The 15,247-nt window shown below is 67.5% G+C and carries 18 protein-coding genes; 11 read left to right on the top strand and 7 right to left on the bottom strand.

Annotation, left to right across the window (positions count from 1 at the left end; all coding sequences use genetic code 11):
* Positions 1 to 368: 368 nt before the first annotated feature.
* Positions 369 to 1,088, top strand: coding sequence for a nitroreductase (locus tag AAG816_RS17585; protein ID WP_341990964.1), 720 nt, complete (start codon positions 369 to 371; stop codon positions 1,086 to 1,088).
* 78 nt (positions 1,089 to 1,166) lie between these two features.
* On the opposite strand, the gene AAG816_RS17580 is transcribed toward AAG816_RS17585, so the two are convergent.
* From AAG816_RS17580 to AAG816_RS17570, 3 genes are all read right to left on the bottom strand, one after another.
* The gene (locus tag AAG816_RS17580) at positions 1,167 to 1,544 is read right to left on the bottom strand and encodes a hypothetical protein (protein ID WP_341990963.1); all 378 of its coding nucleotides are present in this window, start codon (positions 1,542 to 1,544) and stop codon (positions 1,167 to 1,169) included.
* A gap of 250 nt (positions 1,545 to 1,794) precedes the next feature.
* Positions 1,795 to 2,172 (bottom strand): hypothetical protein, encoded by a 378-nt coding sequence (locus tag AAG816_RS17575; protein WP_341990962.1) that lies wholly within the window; start codon positions 2,170 to 2,172, stop codon positions 1,795 to 1,797.
* A 166-nt stretch (positions 2,173 to 2,338) separates the two neighbouring features.
* On the bottom strand, positions 2,339 to 2,581 hold the full coding sequence (locus AAG816_RS17570; RefSeq protein WP_341990961.1) for a hypothetical protein: 243 nt from the start codon (positions 2,579 to 2,581) through the stop codon (positions 2,339 to 2,341).
* Between the two features lie 166 nt (positions 2,582 to 2,747).
* On the opposite strand from AAG816_RS17570, the gene AAG816_RS17565 reads away from it, so the two are divergent.
* Positions 2,748 to 4,343, top strand: coding sequence for a gamma-glutamyltransferase (locus AAG816_RS17565; protein WP_341990960.1), 1,596 nt, complete (start codon positions 2,748 to 2,750; stop codon positions 4,341 to 4,343).
* 133 nt (positions 4,344 to 4,476) lie between these two features.
* Here the strand turns inward: AAG816_RS17565 and AAG816_RS17560 are convergent, their stop codons facing one another.
* The gene (locus tag AAG816_RS17560; RefSeq protein WP_341990959.1) at positions 4,477 to 4,671 is read right to left on the bottom strand and encodes a CsbD family protein; all 195 of its coding nucleotides are present in this window, start codon (positions 4,669 to 4,671) and stop codon (positions 4,477 to 4,479) included.
* Positions 4,672 to 4,893: 222 nt separating this feature from the next.
* Here AAG816_RS17560 and ilvD point away from each other — a divergent pair, with 222 nt between their 5' ends.
* On the top strand, positions 4,894 to 6,747 hold the full coding sequence (gene ilvD / locus AAG816_RS17555; RefSeq protein WP_341990958.1) for a dihydroxy-acid dehydratase: 1,854 nt from the start codon (positions 4,894 to 4,896) through the stop codon (positions 6,745 to 6,747).
* Positions 6,748 to 6,862: 115 nt separating this feature from the next.
* Here the strand turns inward: ilvD and AAG816_RS17550 are convergent, their stop codons facing one another.
* Entirely contained in the window at positions 6,863 to 7,435 is a 573-nt protein-coding gene (locus tag AAG816_RS17550) for a CVNH domain-containing protein (RefSeq protein ID WP_341990957.1), read from the bottom strand.
* Between the two features lie 277 nt (positions 7,436 to 7,712).
* Between AAG816_RS17550 and AAG816_RS17545 the strand changes: the two genes are divergently transcribed.
* Positions 7,713 to 9,392, top strand: a complete 1,680-nt coding sequence (locus tag AAG816_RS17545; RefSeq protein WP_341990956.1) for a cache domain-containing protein — start codon at positions 7,713 to 7,715, stop codon at positions 9,390 to 9,392.
* Between the two features lie 86 nt (positions 9,393 to 9,478).
* Positions 9,479 to 10,063 (top strand): hypothetical protein, encoded by a 585-nt coding sequence (locus AAG816_RS17540; RefSeq protein ID WP_341990955.1) that lies wholly within the window; start codon positions 9,479 to 9,481, stop codon positions 10,061 to 10,063.
* Positions 10,064 to 10,082: 19 nt separating this feature from the next.
* Here the strand turns inward: AAG816_RS17540 and AAG816_RS17535 are convergent, their stop codons facing one another.
* Complete coding sequence (locus AAG816_RS17535; protein WP_341990954.1) at positions 10,083 to 10,448, bottom strand: hypothetical protein; 366 nt, start codon at positions 10,446 to 10,448, stop codon at positions 10,083 to 10,085.
* A 285-nt stretch (positions 10,449 to 10,733) separates the two neighbouring features.
* Positions 10,734 to 11,009, bottom strand: a complete 276-nt coding sequence (locus AAG816_RS17530; protein WP_341990953.1) for a hypothetical protein — start codon at positions 11,007 to 11,009, stop codon at positions 10,734 to 10,736.
* A gap of 392 nt (positions 11,010 to 11,401) precedes the next feature.
* Here AAG816_RS17530 and AAG816_RS17525 point away from each other — a divergent pair, with 392 nt between their 5' ends.
* The 6 genes from AAG816_RS17525 (at position 11,402) to arsH (ending at position 15,247) form a co-directional block, all read left to right on the top strand.
* The gene (locus AAG816_RS17525; protein WP_341990952.1) at positions 11,402 to 11,944 is read left to right on the top strand and encodes an arsenate reductase ArsC; all 543 of its coding nucleotides are present in this window, start codon (positions 11,402 to 11,404) and stop codon (positions 11,942 to 11,944) included.
* Between the two features lie 200 nt (positions 11,945 to 12,144).
* The gene (locus AAG816_RS17520) at positions 12,145 to 12,495 is read left to right on the top strand and encodes a metalloregulator ArsR/SmtB family transcription factor (protein ID WP_341990951.1); all 351 of its coding nucleotides are present in this window, start codon (positions 12,145 to 12,147) and stop codon (positions 12,493 to 12,495) included.
* The gene (locus AAG816_RS17515; RefSeq protein WP_341990950.1) at positions 12,488 to 13,024 is read left to right on the top strand and encodes an arsenate reductase ArsC; all 537 of its coding nucleotides are present in this window, start codon (positions 12,488 to 12,490) and stop codon (positions 13,022 to 13,024) included. Before AAG816_RS17520 ends, AAG816_RS17515 begins: the two co-directional genes overlap by 8 nt.
* Positions 13,025 to 13,031: 7 nt before the next feature.
* Positions 13,032 to 13,460, top strand: a complete 429-nt coding sequence (gene arsC / locus AAG816_RS17510) for an arsenate reductase (glutaredoxin) (protein ID WP_341990949.1) — start codon at positions 13,032 to 13,034, stop codon at positions 13,458 to 13,460.
* Positions 13,461 to 13,472: 12 nt separating this feature from the next.
* A complete protein-coding gene (gene arsB / locus AAG816_RS17505) occupies positions 13,473 to 14,531 on the top strand; it encodes an ACR3 family arsenite efflux transporter (RefSeq protein ID WP_341990948.1) in 1,059 nt (352 codons plus the stop codon).
* Positions 14,531 to 15,247 (top strand): arsenical resistance protein ArsH, encoded by a 717-nt coding sequence (gene arsH / locus AAG816_RS17500; RefSeq protein ID WP_341990947.1) that lies wholly within the window; start codon positions 14,531 to 14,533, stop codon positions 15,245 to 15,247. Before arsB ends, arsH begins: the two co-directional genes overlap by 1 nt.

Raw genomic sequence — 15,247 nt, 5'->3', positions numbered from 1 at the left:
GGTCGCCAAACTTGGCTAAGGCCATCCACCATTGCTGAACTTGTCGGCGCTTACTGCTAACGTCTTGGAACGACCTGAAAGAAGTCCCCCTCGACACGTTCAAGTCAGCTACCCGCTTCTCGCCTCGCAGCCTATATGGACACGGCCGGATTTTCCGCGCGCACCTTTCGAGAAACGCGCATCACACCGGCGTAGTCAGAGACTAACACACATTCCTGCCGATTTGGTACATCAATGTTTATCAGTTGTGATCAGGCGCTGCGGGGCCATAAAACGATTCCCCGCGCACCGGCGCCCGTGATCGGGGGCAAGGGCGCCGGGAGCTGCCGCAAGCGCGCAATTGTTGAGCTTTCGTAAGGGGAGGGGGCATGGCGTCGTCCACGGAAGGCCAGCGGGACGGGCACCTCCCGCCGGATCTGACGGCGGCCCAGGGGGCCGGAGCGCCCACGGCCGCGACCGGTCGGGTCCATGGCGCAGCGCCCAGCCACGCGGGGGTGGCGATCCCCGCCCCGCGCCATGACGACGCTTTGGCGCTTCTGGAGCAGCGGCGGTCGCTGCCGTTGCGCTCCCTGGTGGCGCCGGGGCCGAGCCCGGAGGAATTGACCCGGCTGCTGGCCATCGCGGCGCGGGTGCCGGACCATGGCCGGCTGGCGCCGTGGCGCTTCATCGTGCTGGCCGGCGCGGCACGGGCCGAGGCCGGTGACCGGCTCGACGCTTTATATCTCACCCAGAATCCGGATCTGCCGGCGGCCAAGGCCGACATGTGGCGGCTCTATCTGCTGCGGGCGCCGATCACCGTGGTGCTGGTCAGCCGCCCGGACCCGACGGCCAAGGTGCCGGTGTTCAACCAGATCCTGTCCGCCGGAGCGGCCGGCATGGCCCTGGTCACCGCCGCCACCGCCATGGGCTATGCGGCCCAATGGCTGCTGAAATGGCCCGGCCGCGATCCCGCGGCCGCCGCTTTGCTGGGCGTGGGCGTGGGCGAGCAGGTGGCCGGCTTCATCCATCTGGGCAGCCCGGCGGAGCGGGTGGACGACCGCGCGCGGCCGGACCTCGCCAGCCTCGTCACCTATTGGCGCGGCGATTGAGGTCTGGAGGCATCCGGACGCCGGGTATCGACCTGAAACGGTATGATCCCGGCGCGCAGGCGCCGCGGCGCCGGGGCCTCAGTCGAACACGGCGGTGGTCTTGTCGCGCTTCTTGTCGTAGCGGATGGTGATCTTCCGCACGCTGCACAGGTCGATGTCGTACCAGATGGCATTGGACGAATCGACGCTATAGACCACCTTCAGATCCCAGATGCAGGTCTTGGAGGCGCGCTTGAAGCGGATGTTGACGGATTCGCCGTCATCCAGGGTGCCCTTGCCCAGGACGTCTTCTTCCCAGTCGCCGGACTTGCCGGGCGAGACGAACACTTCCTCGATTTCATAGCCGGTCTTGTTCACCAGGGTGAAATCCTGCTTGGCTTCCGCAGCCAGGCTCGGGTTGGCCAGGCCCCCCACGAGGGCCAGTGTCAGACCACAGGCAATGAACAGGCTTTTCATGCGTCTTCCCCTCGCCCTCAGGCCGCCGCGGGTGGCGGGCGGTACCTGATTACGAAGCTGGGGAAAAGGCGTCAATCGCTGCGGTTGCAAATATGGGCACCCAAACCGCCGCTTCTGTGGACCAGAGGCCGGTCCGGCCAAGCCGCCGGGACGCTCCGGGCTGCGGCCGTCAAGGCAGGGGTGGTGCCGCTCCGGACGGACGGCGATCGCGTCCATCCGGATGCAGCGAACCGGCGTGCCGCCGATCCGGTCAGTCGAACTTGGCCGAGGTCTTGTCGGTCTTGCGATCGTAGCGGATGGTGATCTTCTCCACCGAGCACAGATCGATGCCGTACCAAACGGCGGAGGAATCATCGTCGCTATAGACGACCTTCAGGTCCCACTTGCAGGTCTTGGCGGCGCGGTGGAACTTGATTTCCCAGGAATCGCCGTCCTCCAGCACGTCCTTGCCCAGGACGTCTTCTTCCCAGTCGCCGGACTTGGTGGGCGAGACATAGACCTTGTCGATGTCGTAGCCGGTCTTGTTGACCAAGGTGAAGTCCTGCTTGGCTTCCGCCGCCAAGCTCGGGCTCACGCCCGCCGTCATGGCAAACAGCGCCAGGCCCATGGCAATAAGTGTTGATTTCACGCGCGTCCCTCGCCCCACACACCGCCGTCACTGGCGGACGAGGCCTGCTTACGCAGCCGGGGAATCGGCGTCAATCGGCAGGATTGCAGGATCTTGCCGGCCTCAACGTCAGGTCGCGAGGGCGGTACCGTGAGGCGTGCCGGGGTGTCCGCTCTCCCGCTGCGCCTCAGTAATGGGCGTTGGTCTCGGCGATGATCGCCTTGCGCACATAGAGAACCGAGACATAGATCGCCAGCAGCGAAAACACGCCCATCAGGCCGTATTCGCCGATGTCGCCCAGATGGAACAGGCCGCCCACGGCCCAGCCGGCGGCGATGGCGATGGTGATGGCCTGGGTTGCCACGAGGATGGTGGCGCTCACCACGCTGATCAATCCCCGCGTTCCCAGTCCCTGACCCGTCTGCGCCATCATCATCTCCTGCGCACCTGCCGCTGCCGCCGCGGTGCATTCCAGATTGTGCGCATGGCCGGGAAAAGACGAAGGCCATTCACCTTTGCCGGCACATGCTCTATGGGGCCGGGACACTGCCCCCCAACGCCGCGTGGGTCAAGCGCGGCACCAAGGACCTTGCGCCATGAACCATGACAGCTTCCATGCCGCCCGCGGCGTTGTCGCCGCGCCCCACGCTTTGGCGGTCGAGGCCGGGCGGCAGGTGCTGGCGGATGGCGGCAATGCCATCGAAGCCGCCTTGGCCACTGCCGCGGCCATTGCCGTGGTCTATCCGCACATGAACCACATGGGCGGCGACGGCTTCTGGCTGATCCGCGAGCCGAACGGGCGGGTGCGCTATATCGAGGCCTGCGGCTTTGCCGGCGAACGGGCCAGCATCCCCTTCTATGGCGAGCAGGGCTATGACGCGATTCCCGAGCGGGGACCGCTCGCCGCGCTCACCGTGCCGGGGTTGGTGGGCGGCTGGGCGCTGGCGCTGGAGGCGGCCCAGGCGGCGGGCGGCCGCATGCCCATGTCCCGCCTGCTGGAAAGCGCCATCTCCCACGCCCGCGCCGGCGTGCCGGTCACCGCCTCGCAGGTGCAGCTGACCACGGACAAATTGGCGGAACTGAAGGATGTGCCGGGCTTTGCCGACGCCTTCCTGGTGGACGGCGCGCCGCCCAAGCTCGGCCATGTGCAGCGGGCCGAGCGCCTCGCTGACACGCTGGAGCATCTGGGCCGGGCCGGGCTGGAAGATTTTTATCGCGGCGACGTGGCCCATGAGCTGGCCGCGGATCTGGAGCGCATCGGCAGTCCGGTCACCGGGGCGGACCTGAAGCGCTTCAAGGCGATGCTGCGGGAGCCGCTGAGCGTGGATCTGGCGGCGGGCCGGGTGTTCAACGCCCCGCCCCCCACCCAGGGGCTGGCCTCGCTGCTGATTCTGGCGATCTTCGAGCGGCTGGCGGTGCCGCGGGCGGAATCGTTCGATCATGTGCATGGGCTGGTGGAGGCCACCAAGCGGGCGTTCCTGGTGCGCAACAAGGTGGTGCGCGACTTCGAACATCTGGAACACGATCCCGCGAGCTTCCTCACCAAGGCGGCGCTGGACGGCGAAGCCGGCCTGATCGATCGCCGCCGCGCTCTGCCCTGGCCGCAGCCGGCGCAGCGCGGCGACACCATCTGGCTCGGGGCGGCGGATGCCTCCGGGCTGGTGGTGTCCTATATCCAGTCGATCTTCTTCGAATTCGGCTCCGGCTGCGTGCTGCCGCGCACCGGGGTGCTGATGCAGAATCGCGGCGCCAGCTTCAGCCTGGACCCGCGCGCGGTGAACCCGCTGGCGCCGGGACGCCGGCCGTTCCACACCCTCAATCCGGCGCTGGCGGTGCTGAAGGATGGCCGGGTGATGGGCTATGGCACCATGGGCGGGGAGGGCCAGCCGCAGACCCAGGCGGCGGTCTATACCCGCCATGTCACCTATGGGGTGCCGCTGGCGGAGGCCATCGACCGGCCGCGCTGGCTGCTGGGCCGCACCTGGGGCTCCAGCCACACCAATCTGCGCCTGGAAGGGCGCTTTGACGACGACCTGCTGCGCGCCCTGCGCTCGGCCGGGCACGATCTGGAGGTGCTGGACGCGCCCTATTCCGACACCATGGGCCATGCGGGGGCGGTGATCTTCACCCCCAAGCGGGGGCTGGAGGGCGCCCATGATCCGCGCGCCGACGGCGGTGCGGCGGGGATCTGAGAGCCACGCACCGCCACGAAGACCGATCAAGACCATGCCGGAAACAAAAACCCCCCGATCCCGGACAGGGATCGAGGGGTCTGTCGTCAATCGGAGCCGCCCCGGAGGGCGGCTCAGACCAGCTGACCGAGGGTCAGAGGGTCTTGTTGACGGAATCCTTCACGGCGTCCTTGGCCTTGCCGACGGCCTGCTGGCCTTCGCCCTTGATCTCCTGGACCTTGCCTTCGACCTGCAGGCGATCATTGCCGACCGCCTTGCCGATACCCTGCTTGGCATTGCCCATGGCTTCGTTGGCCACGCCGGAAATCTTGTCGCTGGTGCTACCCATGATGTGTGTCCTTTCATGACTTGGGAACCTGCACACACAACGTGGTCGCTCCCATTCGGTTCCCGCCGGCTTCAATCCCGATTGCATGGGAACGGGCCGCGGGTCGCGCCGCATGCATGCCTTCCGGGCGGGAAAAGATTTCGCTCTGCCTGAATTCGCTCTAAGACAGCCGTTACAAAATTGCGCAGGCCAGTCAGGCAAGGACATAAAGGTACCGAGGACATGCCCACTTATCGTTCCCGCACCACCACCCACGGCCGCAACATGGCCGGAGCCCGGGGCCTCTGGCGCGCCACCGGCATGAAGGATGGCGATTTCGGCAAGCCGATCATCGCGGTGGTGAATTCCTTCACCCAGTTCGTCCCCGGCCATGTCCATCTCAAGGACCTCGGCCAGCTGGTGGCGCGGGAGATCGAAAAGGCGGGCGGCGTCGCGAAGGAATTCAACACCATCGCGGTGGATGACGGCATCGCCATGGGCCATGACGGCATGCTCTACTCGCTGCCCTCGCGCGAGATCATCGCCGACAGCGTGGAGTACATGGTCAATGCGCATTGCGCCGACGCCATGGTCTGCATCTCCAATTGCGACAAGATCACCCCCGGCATGCTGATGGCCGCCATGCGGCTCAACATTCCCGCGGTGTTCGTCTCCGGCGGGCCCATGGAGGCGGGCAAGGTGCTGCTGTCCACCGGCGAGAAGAAGGTGGACCTGATCGACGCCATGGTCGCCGCCGCCGACGACCGCATTTCCGACGCCGATGTGAAGGTGATGGAACGCTCCGCCTGTCCCACATGCGGCTCCTGTTCCGGCATGTTCACCGCCAATTCCATGAATTGTCTCACGGAAGCGCTGGGCCTGGCGCTGCCGGGCAACGGCTCGGTGCTCGCCACCCATTCCGACCGCGAGCGCCTGTTCGTGGAAGCCGGGCATCTGATCGTCGACATCACCAAGCGCTATTATGAGCAGGACGACGACAGCGTGCTGCCGCGCTCGGTGGCCAGCTTCAAGGCGTTCGAGAATGCCATGACCCTGGACATCTCCATGGGCGGCTCCACCAACACCGTGCTGCATCTGCTGGCGGCGGCCAATGAGGGCGGCGTGCCCTTCACCATGGCCGACATCGACCGCCTGTCGCGGGGCGTGCCGGTGCTGTGCAAGGTCGCCCCGGCGGTGGCCAACATCCATATGGAAGACGTCCATCGCGCCGGCGGCATCATGGCCATTCTGGGCGAGCTCAACCGTGCCGGCCTGATCCATGCGGACCTGCCCACGGTGCACGCCAGCACCCTGGGCGCGGCGCTCGAGCGCTGGGACATTGCCGGCACCCAGAGCGAGCAGGTGCGCACCTTCTTCCGCGCCGCGCCGGGCGGCGTGCCGACGCAGGTGGCGTTCAGCCAGTCCCGCCGCTGGGATGACCTGGACCTCGACCGCGCCACCGGCGTCATCCGCGATGCCGCCCATGCCTATTCCAAGGATGGGGGCCTGGCGGTGCTGTATGGCAACATCGCCGAGGAAGGCAGCATCGTGAAGACCGCGGGCGTGGATGCCTCCGCGCTGGTGTTCAGCGGTCCGGCGCGCATCTTCCAGAGCCAGGACGATGCGGTGGAAGCCATCCTGGCCAATGGCAAGATCAAGGCCGGCGACGTGGTGCTGATCCGCTATGAGGGACCGCGCGGCGGCCCCGGCATGCAGGAAATGCTCTACCCGACCTCCTATCTGAAGTCGAAGGGCCTGGGCAAAGTCTGCGCCCTCGTCACCGACGGGCGCTTCTCCGGCGGCTCGTCGGGCCTGTCCATCGGCCATGTCTCGCCGGAAGCGGCGGAAGGCGGGGCCATCGGACTGGTGGAAGAGGGCGACATCATCGAGATCGACATCCCCAACCGGCGCATCCATCTGGCGGTGAGCGACGAGGTGATGGCCCATCGCCGCGCCGCCATGGAGGCCAAGGGCGAAGACGCCTGGCAGCCCACCGCGCGCAAGCGCGTGGTGTCCCAGGCGCTGCAGGCCTATGCGGCCCTGACCACCTCGGCGGCCCGCGGCGCGGTGCGCGACGTGCGCGGTCTCAAGCGCTGAGCCCGGCCATCTGACAGAAAAACGGCCGGAGAGGTGTCTCTCCGGCCGTTTTTGTTGGTGCGGGTCCACCAGCAGCGGGCGTGCCAGGCACGCGCCGCCGCCAGCGCCGGTGGCATCAGCCGCAGATCAGCCGGCCGTTGGAATTGCCGATGTCGCCGCGGCACTGGCTCAGCGGGATCTGGCTGTTGTGCCAATTGCCGCGCACATCGGCGCAGCTGGCCTGGAGCCAGCCGTTGACCACCTTGGCATTCTGGCAGGACTGCAGATAGGAGCCCGGCGGATAGGGGCCGTTGCGGCGGTTCTGCGGCGGCGGGGGCGGCGGGGGCTGATAGCCGCCCTGACCATAATACTGGCCCTGGCCGCCATAATACTGGCCCGGCGGGGGGCCGGGAGGCGGGCCGGGGCGATAGCCGCCGCCACCACCGCGGCAGACCAGCTGACCATTGACGTTGGCGATATCCCCGCCGCAGAGCGCGTAATTGGACAGCTTCACCACCGCCAGCTGGCCCTGGTTGTTGGGGCACATGGCCAGCAAATCGGTGTTCTGGTAGATGTTGGCGTTCCGGCAGGTCTGGAGATAGCTGCCCTGCGGGATCTGGGGCTTGGCTTGCGCCTGCGGGCCCATGACGGCCGTGGCGCACATGACAAGCCCGGCCATCATGGCCTGGACGACGCTTTTTACCCTCATGGATGCCCTCCAAGGCGGCGACCGCGGCGGTCGATTCGAAATGTACTGTGTGGTCGGCACCGAAAAATGGCAGACTGCGCACCCAGGTAGCGTGCCTGCGTCTCTCCGTGGCCTGCTGGCTGTACTCTTGCGACTCTCGCCGGCGGAATTGTCCCGTTGTCGCATGGGAACGGCGGCGGCCGACTTTTGTGCCAGACGGGGACGACAATCAATCGCCAAATGAGCTCTCACCGAGTGGACGGCCTTGGGTGCCGTCGCGGTCTGGGTTGGAGCAGACATGTCAGACCGGCCCAGAGCCTCCTACAGCGCCGATGCGCCGCCGCCGTCCCGCTGGCGCATCGGCGTCGTGATCGTTGCGGCCTGCGCGGGACTGGCGCTGGTGGGGACCGCAGTCTGGCAGGACCGGCGCGGCGAACTGGCGCGCGCCCATGGGCTGGCCGCCAGTCAGGTGGCCGCCCTTGGGGGGCATGCGATCGCTTTGGTCGATGGCTTGGAACTGGCTCTGGACAAGGTGGAGGCCGAGATCCACGGGCGCCCCCTGCCGGAGGTGCGGGCCGATGCCGTTCTGTACAAGCAGCTCACAGCGCTCCAGGCGAAATTTCCCCAGATCGAATCGATCTTCGCCGTGGATGCCCAGGGGCGGGCACTGGTCTCCAGCCGGGCCTTTCCGGTTCCGCCCTATGACGAGCGTGACCGGGACTATTATGCCGCTGCCAAGGCCGGGCATAGCGGGCTCTATGTGAGCCAGCCCTATCGCGCGCAGGCGGCGCGGGACGTCTCGTTCGTATTGAGCCGGCCGATGATGGAAAATGGGCGGTTCGCGGGTCTTGTGGCGGTGAGCGTGGCGCCGCCGGCCCTCCAGGCCTTTTATGGCACTGTGCTCGGAAACGCCGGCGGCGGCGCGGTCCTGGCGCGCGCGGACGGCGTGGTCCTCCTGCGCTCCCTGAGCGGGCCGAAATGGCCCGACCGGCTGCCGGAACGCAGTGACCTGATGACGGCGGCGGGTCAGCAGGAGACGGGTGTGTTTTCGGGCACGTCCCTGGTTGAGGGCGAGCGGGTGCTCTACGCCTTCCAGGCCTTGGGGGAGCGAGAGTTGCTGGTCGCCCTGGCGGTCACGGAACGGGATGCGCTGGCGCCCTGGTATCGCCGCACCCTGCTGTTTGGCGGCGGGACGCTGCTCGCCTTCTGCGGTCTGCTGGCCTGGGCGTTCCCCCGGCGCGGCCGCCCGCCGGCGGGGCCGCGCTCGTGGCTGCCGCCCCTGGTCCCCTGGCGGTCAAGCCGGGATCGGCGCGCGGATGCGGGCGGCAAGAGCCTGTCGCCCAGCGCCGTTCGGGTGCTGGACGCCCTCGCCGGCGAGGTGGGGGGCCGGCTTGGTGCGCAGGATCCGGCCGCTGCGGCCCCTGCGGCGGCGTTGATTCAGGCGCTGTTGCGCTTCGCCGCCGGCAGCGCGCCCCAGCCGCAATTGATCGACATCGCCGGCAGTCTCGCCGGCCTGCCTGACCTGCTCGCCAGCGCCGGACGGCCCACCTTTCAGTTTCCCGAGATCCGTGCGGACGAGCCGGTGCTGGTGTTTGTCGATCCCGCGCAATTGGCGCTGGCCCTGCTCGATTGTGCCTTGAGCCTGGCGGCGGCGGACCCCATGGCCCATGTCCTGGACGTGCAGGCGGAGGTGCTCAGCATGTCGGCCAGCGAAGTGGATGGGCTCGCGGCCGGCACCTATGTGTGCGTGACCCTGGCGGCTGCCGGCACGCCGGCCGCAGATCGGGCGCCGCCTGCTTTCCCGTCCGGCACCGCGAAGGAAGGGGCCGCCTTGTTCGGTCTGGCCGCGGCTTATGCGCCGGATCTGCGCGGCGTTGCGGTGGCCATCGCCCCGGCCGGAGGGCGTGGCCCGGTGGCCCAGCTGTGGCTTCCGGAGAGCTTTGCCGAGCCCGCGGCGGTGCCGTCATCACCGGTCTGATCTGGCCCTTCGCGAACGCGCGGAAACGGCTTATGACATGGCCGGGCAATCCTCAGGCAGTCTGCCGGGCGAAGAAGGAACGGGACATGAGCACAGGGCGCCGACCAGTCGCAACGTTCATAAGTCTGGTGGGTCTGGCGTTCGTGTCCGGGTGCCTGGCAGGGCCGGCCCTGGCGGCGCCGAGCGCCGCCAAATGCCTGACCAGCGATGACTTCTTCGTCGTGTACCGCGAGAGCAACCTCGGGCCGGGCAGCGACATTCTGGCCCGCCGCAAGGGCGCCGAGACCCCCGCCCCCTGCGCCTTTGCCAAGGCGCCCGGAGATTTCGAAGTGGGGGCGAAGGATGAAGCGGATTACGTGGTCGGCTTGTCCGGGCGCATCCTGGTGGTGGACCGCGGCACCGGCCCGTCCCGCAAGCTGGTGCTCTATGATCTTGCGGCCCGCAAGGCGGTGCAGACGCTGTCCTACGACTCGTCCTCGCCGGTGAAGGTGGAGCCGGGGGTGGTGGTGTTTTCGGCCATCACCGGGCCGGCCAGCGCGAAGACCTGCCCGAAGTTCAAGGACTACGCCAAGCAAGGCCTCGGCGCGGCCATGAGCGTGGAGACCCGGATCGCCCTGCCGTCTTTGGCGCGCAGCACGTCCGGGCCGGCCCGCTGCGTGGCGCAGCAATAGGGCTGCGCCCGGCGCTTGCTCAGCGCTCGGTGAAGAAGGTCATCAGCACCTTGCCGCCCTCGCCGGTCAGGCACAGGAAGCGGTGGACCTTGTCGGTCTTGTCACGCTGGATATAGGCCTCGCCCATCATCACGCCGATGATCTTGGTGTCGCCGACCGTGGTATTTGCCTCCGCGATCGTGAGGCCGTCCATGTCGATGAAGATGTCCTCGATCGAGGGGGAGGTGGTCTTCAGCATCACCAGGGCCTTTTGCTTGCAGGCCAGCACCAGGCTGGTGTCATTCACGACTTCCTCCGCCGCATGCGCCAGGTTCGACATCTCTGGCGACAGGAGAAGCGCGACCGCCAGGGGCAGAGCGAGGGGCAGGGCTGCGGCACGGATCATGATGGAAGCCTCCGGGGCACCAGGGGATCCGCCGGCGCCGCCGCAGATCGCACCCGGTGCGGGCATGACAATCAGAGTCGGAGGCCTGTTTCCGGGCAAAGGTGAACCCCACCAACTCTACGGCTGTGGCACAGCTCGCACAGACACAACGCGCCGACGCGCATTTGGTGCCCCGCGCGGCACGCAAATGGCGAAATTGTGTTTGAGTGGTGCTTCGTTACCCCGTCCTGGGGCGAGGCGGGCGCCCGGATCGGGACGCCGGCCCCGTTGGTTGCCGCCTCGCGCCTAAGCGCCCTGATCGTCCGACAGCAGCTTGGTCACGATCGCTTCGGCTTCGTCGTCGTCCGCATCCGAGGGGGCGATGAGCCGGTCCAGGGCGGCCATGATCTCGTCGCCGATGGCTTCCACCTCGGCGGCGGTGAGCTCGGGATTGCACGGCAGCACGAAGCGCTCTTCGCCTTCGTCGGTGGCGAGGTCGAGGATCAGCGCGCTGGGCAGATCCGTGGGGTGCAGGAAGTTCATGCGCAGCCCCGTGAGGATGCGGGCGGAAATGTCGGACATGGTGCTTTCTCTCCGATCGACCGGTGCCGGTTTGGCGGACTTAGCACCTTCTCGCGCCCGCGGCGCCCCTCAAAGCGGGAAATGAGGGTGTATTGACCATGGGTCAATACAACTCTTGATTGACGACGGCTGTTGAAGGTGGGGCAAACACCATCAGCGGGCGGGGGAGCGCCATTTCTTTTGCTTTGTTCGTCACAACCGTCATCAATCCTTATTTTGCGCGTGCGAGGCTGCTTTTGTTCCGCTGCGAGGCCCTCCCACCCAACGATCTCGCCCTTTTTCGGCGTCACGTGGCCTCGTCGAGTTCCAGATGCATGAGCGCTGCCCGGGTCGCCGAGACCTGCCCGGCGCGCCCTCAAGAGTTTTTCGCTGCCCGTCGAAGGACAATGACAATGTCTGAGCCGAACGCGCCTGCGCGCATTTTTAACGTGTTGTTCATCTGTACTGGAAATTCCGCCCGCTCCATTTTGGCGGAGAGCATCCTGGCCAAGACCGGGGTCGGGCGGTTTCGCGCCTTTTCGGCGGGCAGCCACCCCAAGGGCGCAGTCGATCCCCTGGCATTGAAGGTGCTGGATGCGGGCGGCTTTTCCACCGACGGCCTGCGCTCGAAGTCCTGGATGGAGTTCGCCGGCCCCGATGCGCCGGTGATGGATTTCGTCTTCACCGTCTGCGACAACGCCGCCGGCGAAACCTGTCCGATCTGGCCCGGCCAGCCGATGACGGCGCATTGGGGCATCGAGGACCCCACCGCCGAGCAGGGCACCGACATCCAGCGCGAAGCGGCCTTCGTCAAGGCGTTCCGCTATCTCAAGAACCGCATTTCCAGCTTCACCGCCTTGCCCGTCTCGACGCTCGACAAGGCGTCGCTGGGAACCCAATTGCGGGAAATCGGCCGTTCCGACGGGACCACGGCGTCCCACGCCAGCGTCGCGTAAGGCGGCCGACGGGCGGCGCCCGCACGCACACCGGCTCGCCGCGCGGCGAGCCGGCCGCCCTCGTGGGGATGCAGGCGCCACCGGGGCCTCGTGGCCGGCGGGTCACGGGGGCATGCCAGATCCATCGGACGGCATGCCCATTGTCGCCTGCGCACGATTGGGGCTTTCATTTCCATATCTCTTGAAATATAGAAATGAGAATGGATACCCAGCACGCCCTGGCCGCCTTTGCGGCCCTGTCCCAGGAAACCCGGTTGCGCATCGTCCGCCTGCTGGTGACCGCCGGGCCGGCCGGCCTTGCCGCCGGCGCGGTGGCCGAGGCGGTGGGCGCTTCGTCCTCCACCGTCTCCTTCCATCTCAGCCATCTGGAGCGGGCCGGCCTGATCGCCTCCCGGCGCGAGGCCCGCTCGATCATCTACAGCGCCGCCTATCCGGCGCTGTCGGCGCTGATCGGCTTTCTGATGCACGACTGCTGCCAGGGCCATCCGGAGGTCTGCGGCCCGAGCGTTGCGATCTCATGCCTGCCATCGAAGGACAAAGCCCATGTCTGAGCCGAGCGCATCAGCGCACATCTTCAATGTCCTGTTCCTGTGCACCGGAAACTCCGCCCGCTCGATCCTGGCGGAGAGCATCCTGACCAAGGATGGCGCGGGAAAATTTCGCGCCTTCTCCGCCGGCAGCCAGCCCAAGGGCGAGGTGCACCCCCTGGCGCTGAACGTGCTGGAGGCCACCGGCTATCCGGTGGCGGGGCTGCGGTCCAAGTCCTGGTCCGAGTTTGCCGGTCCGGACGCGCCGGTGATGGAGTTCGTCTTCACGGTCTGTGACAACGCCGCCGGCGAGACCTGCCCGCTGTGGCCGGGCCAGCCCATGACCGCCCATTGGGGCATCGAAGACCCCGCCAGCCACACCGGATCCGACCTGGAGCGCGAGGCGGCGTTCGTGACCGCGTTCCGCTATTTGAAGAACCGGATCACGGCCTTTACCGCTCTGCCCGTCGCCAAGCTGGACCAGGCCTCGCTTGCCACCCGCCTGCGGGAGATCGGCCGTTCCGAAGGGGCGACCGCGCCCCGCACCGTCTGAGGGCACCATGACCGTCGTGATCTATCACAACCCCGCCTGCGGCACCTCGCGCAACGTGCTGGGGTTGATCGGCAATGCCGGCCTCACCCCGCAGGTGATCGAATATCTCAAGACCCCGCCCAGCCGGGCGGAGCTGGTGGATCTGATCGCCCGCATGGGCGTGCCGGTGCGCGCCGTGCTGCGCGAGAAGGGCACGCCCTATGCCGAACTGGGGCTCGCCGATCCGGCCCTGAGCGACGATCAGTTGATCGACGCCATGATGGCCCACCCCATCCTCATCAACCGGCCCATCGTGGTGACGCCGCTGGGCGTCAAGCTCTGCCGGCCCTCGGAGGCGGTGCTCGACATTCTGCCCGCTCCCCAGGCCGGTGCCTTCGCCAAGGAAGACGGCGAGCCGGTGGTGGACGCCCACGGCCAGCCCATCCCCAAGACCTGAAGGCGCGCACCCATGTCCACCTTTGAGCGCTATCTGACCCTGTGGGTCGCCGCCTGCATCGTCGTGGGCATCGCGCTGGGCCATGCCATGCCCGGTGTGTTCCAGGTCATCGGCGCGGCGGAAATCGCCAAGGTCAATCTGCCCGTGGCGGTGCTGATCTGGCTGATGGTGGTGCCCATGCTGCTGAAGATCGACTTCGCGGCGCTGCGCCAGGTGGGCCAGCATTGGCGGGGCATCGGCGTCACTTTGTTCATCAACTGGGCGGTGAAGCCGTTCTCCATGGCGGCTCTGGGCTGGCTGTTCATCGGCTGGCTGTTCCGCCCGCTGCTGCCGGCGGACCAGATCGACAGCTATATCGCCGGGCTCATCATCCTGGCGGCGGCGCCCTGCACCGCCATGGTGTTCGTGTGGTCCAACCTCACCCGCGGCGAGCCGCATTTCACCTTGTCGCAGGTGGCGCTGAACGACGCCATCATGGTGGTGGCGTTTGCGCCCATCGTCGGCCTGCTGCTGGGGCTGTCCGCCATCACCGTGCCGTGGGGCACGCTGGTGCTCTCCGTGGGGCTGTACATCGTGCTGCCGGTGGTGGTGGCGCAACTGCTGCGGCGCCGGCTGCTGGCGGGTGGCGGCGAGGCGGCGGTGACGCGCCTGCTGGCGGTGCTCGGGCCGGTGTCGCTGGTGGCCTTGCTTGCCACCCTGGTGCTGCTGTTCGCCTTCCAGGGCGAGCAGATCCTGGCCCAGCCGCTGGTGATCGCCCTCTTGGCGGTGCCGATCCTGATCCAGGTCTATGGCAATGCCGCCTTGGCCTATGTGCTCAACCGCGTGGCGGGGGAGGCCCATTGCGTGGCCGGCCCTTCGGCGCTGATCGGCGCCTCCAACTTCTTCGAACTGGCGGTGGCCGCGGCCATCAGCCTGTTCGGCTTCCATTCCGGGGCGGCGCTGGCCACGGTGGTGGGGGTTCTGGTGGAAGTGCCGGTGATGCTGTCGGTGGTGTGGATCGTCAATCGCAGCCAGGGCTGGTATGAGCGCGGCGCCGCCCGCGCGGTGGCGGCCCGGACGGAGCGCCGCTGATGGACGAGAGCCTGCCCAACATCGCCCCGGCGCTGCTGGAGGTGCCCAGCAGCGGCCGCCTGCGGGCGGGGGAGGCCCCGAGCCATCCGCCCCGCATCCTGTTGCTCTACGGCTCATTGCGGGAGCGCTCCTATTCCCGCCTGCTGACCCTGGAGGCCGAGCGGCTGCTGCGTCGGCTCGGCGCCGAGACGCGGGTCTATGATCCCCAAGGTTTGCCGCTGCCGGACGGCGCCTCTGCGGATCATCCCAAGGTGCAGGAATTGCGCGACCTGGCGCTGTGGTCCGAAGGGCAGGTGTGGACCAGCCCCGAGCGCCATGGGGCGGTCAGCGCGGTGCTCAAAGCCCAGATCGACTGGATCCCCCTGGCGCTGGGCGCGATCCGGCCGACGCAGGGGCGGACCCTGGCGGTGATGCAGGTCTGCGGCGGCTCGCAATCGTTCAATGCGGTCAATCAGCTGCGCATCCTCGGGCGCTGGATGCGGATGATCACCATTCCCAACCAGTCCTCCGTGGCCAAGGCGTATGACGAGTTTGATGCCGCTGGCCGCATGAAGCCCTCGGCTTATTACGACCGGGTGGTGGACGTGATGGAGGAATTGGTGAAATTCACCCTCCTCACCCGGCCCGTGGCAGGCTATCTCACCGAGCGCTACAGCGAGCGCAAGACCGCCGCCGATGCCATGGAGGCCGAATTGCAGCGCGGGCAGATGCGGTGA

The sequence above is a fragment of the Azorhizobium sp. AG788 genome (assembly GCF_943371865.1).
In the GTDB taxonomy this organism is placed as follows: Bacteria; Pseudomonadota; Alphaproteobacteria; order Rhizobiales; family Xanthobacteraceae; genus Azorhizobium.
Note: the sequence above shows the minus strand (reverse complement) of the source record. Positions and strands in the feature narration are given on the sequence as shown.

Coding starts and splice junctions, on each gene's coding strand:
- AAG816_RS17560 (WP_341990959.1), bottom strand. CDS start 4,671: ATGGGTAGCACCAGCGACAAGATTTCCGGCGTGGCCAACGAAGCCATG.
- AAG816_RS17525 (WP_341990952.1), top strand. CDS start 11,402: ATGTCTGAGCCGAACGCGCCTGCGCGCATTTTTAACGTGTTGTTCATC.
- ilvD (WP_341990958.1), top strand. CDS start 4,894: ATGCCCACTTATCGTTCCCGCACCACCACCCACGGCCGCAACATGGCC.
- AAG816_RS17580 (WP_341990963.1), bottom strand. CDS start 1,544: ATGAAAAGCCTGTTCATTGCCTGTGGTCTGACACTGGCCCTCGTGGGG.
- arsH (WP_341990947.1), top strand. CDS start 14,531: ATGGACGAGAGCCTGCCCAACATCGCCCCGGCGCTGCTGGAGGTGCCC.
- AAG816_RS17585 (WP_341990964.1), top strand. CDS start 369: ATGGCGTCGTCCACGGAAGGCCAGCGGGACGGGCACCTCCCGCCGGAT.
- AAG816_RS17535 (WP_341990954.1), bottom strand. CDS start 10,448: ATGATCCGTGCCGCAGCCCTGCCCCTCGCTCTGCCCCTGGCGGTCGCG.
- arsC (WP_341990949.1), top strand. CDS start 13,032: ATGACCGTCGTGATCTATCACAACCCCGCCTGCGGCACCTCGCGCAAC.
- AAG816_RS17570 (WP_341990961.1), bottom strand. CDS start 2,581: ATGGCGCAGACGGGTCAGGGACTGGGAACGCGGGGATTGATCAGCGTG.
- AAG816_RS17540 (WP_341990955.1), top strand. CDS start 9,479: ATGAGCACAGGGCGCCGACCAGTCGCAACGTTCATAAGTCTGGTGGGT.
- AAG816_RS17515 (WP_341990950.1), top strand. CDS start 12,488: ATGTCTGAGCCGAGCGCATCAGCGCACATCTTCAATGTCCTGTTCCTG.
- AAG816_RS17550 (WP_341990957.1), bottom strand. CDS start 7,435: ATGAGGGTAAAAAGCGTCGTCCAGGCCATGATGGCCGGGCTTGTCATG.
- AAG816_RS17565 (WP_341990960.1), top strand. CDS start 2,748: ATGAACCATGACAGCTTCCATGCCGCCCGCGGCGTTGTCGCCGCGCCC.
- arsB (WP_341990948.1), top strand. CDS start 13,473: ATGTCCACCTTTGAGCGCTATCTGACCCTGTGGGTCGCCGCCTGCATC.
- AAG816_RS17545 (WP_341990956.1), top strand. CDS start 7,713: ATGTCAGACCGGCCCAGAGCCTCCTACAGCGCCGATGCGCCGCCGCCG.
- AAG816_RS17520 (WP_341990951.1), top strand. CDS start 12,145: ATGGATACCCAGCACGCCCTGGCCGCCTTTGCGGCCCTGTCCCAGGAA.
- AAG816_RS17530 (WP_341990953.1), bottom strand. CDS start 11,009: ATGTCCGACATTTCCGCCCGCATCCTCACGGGGCTGCGCATGAACTTC.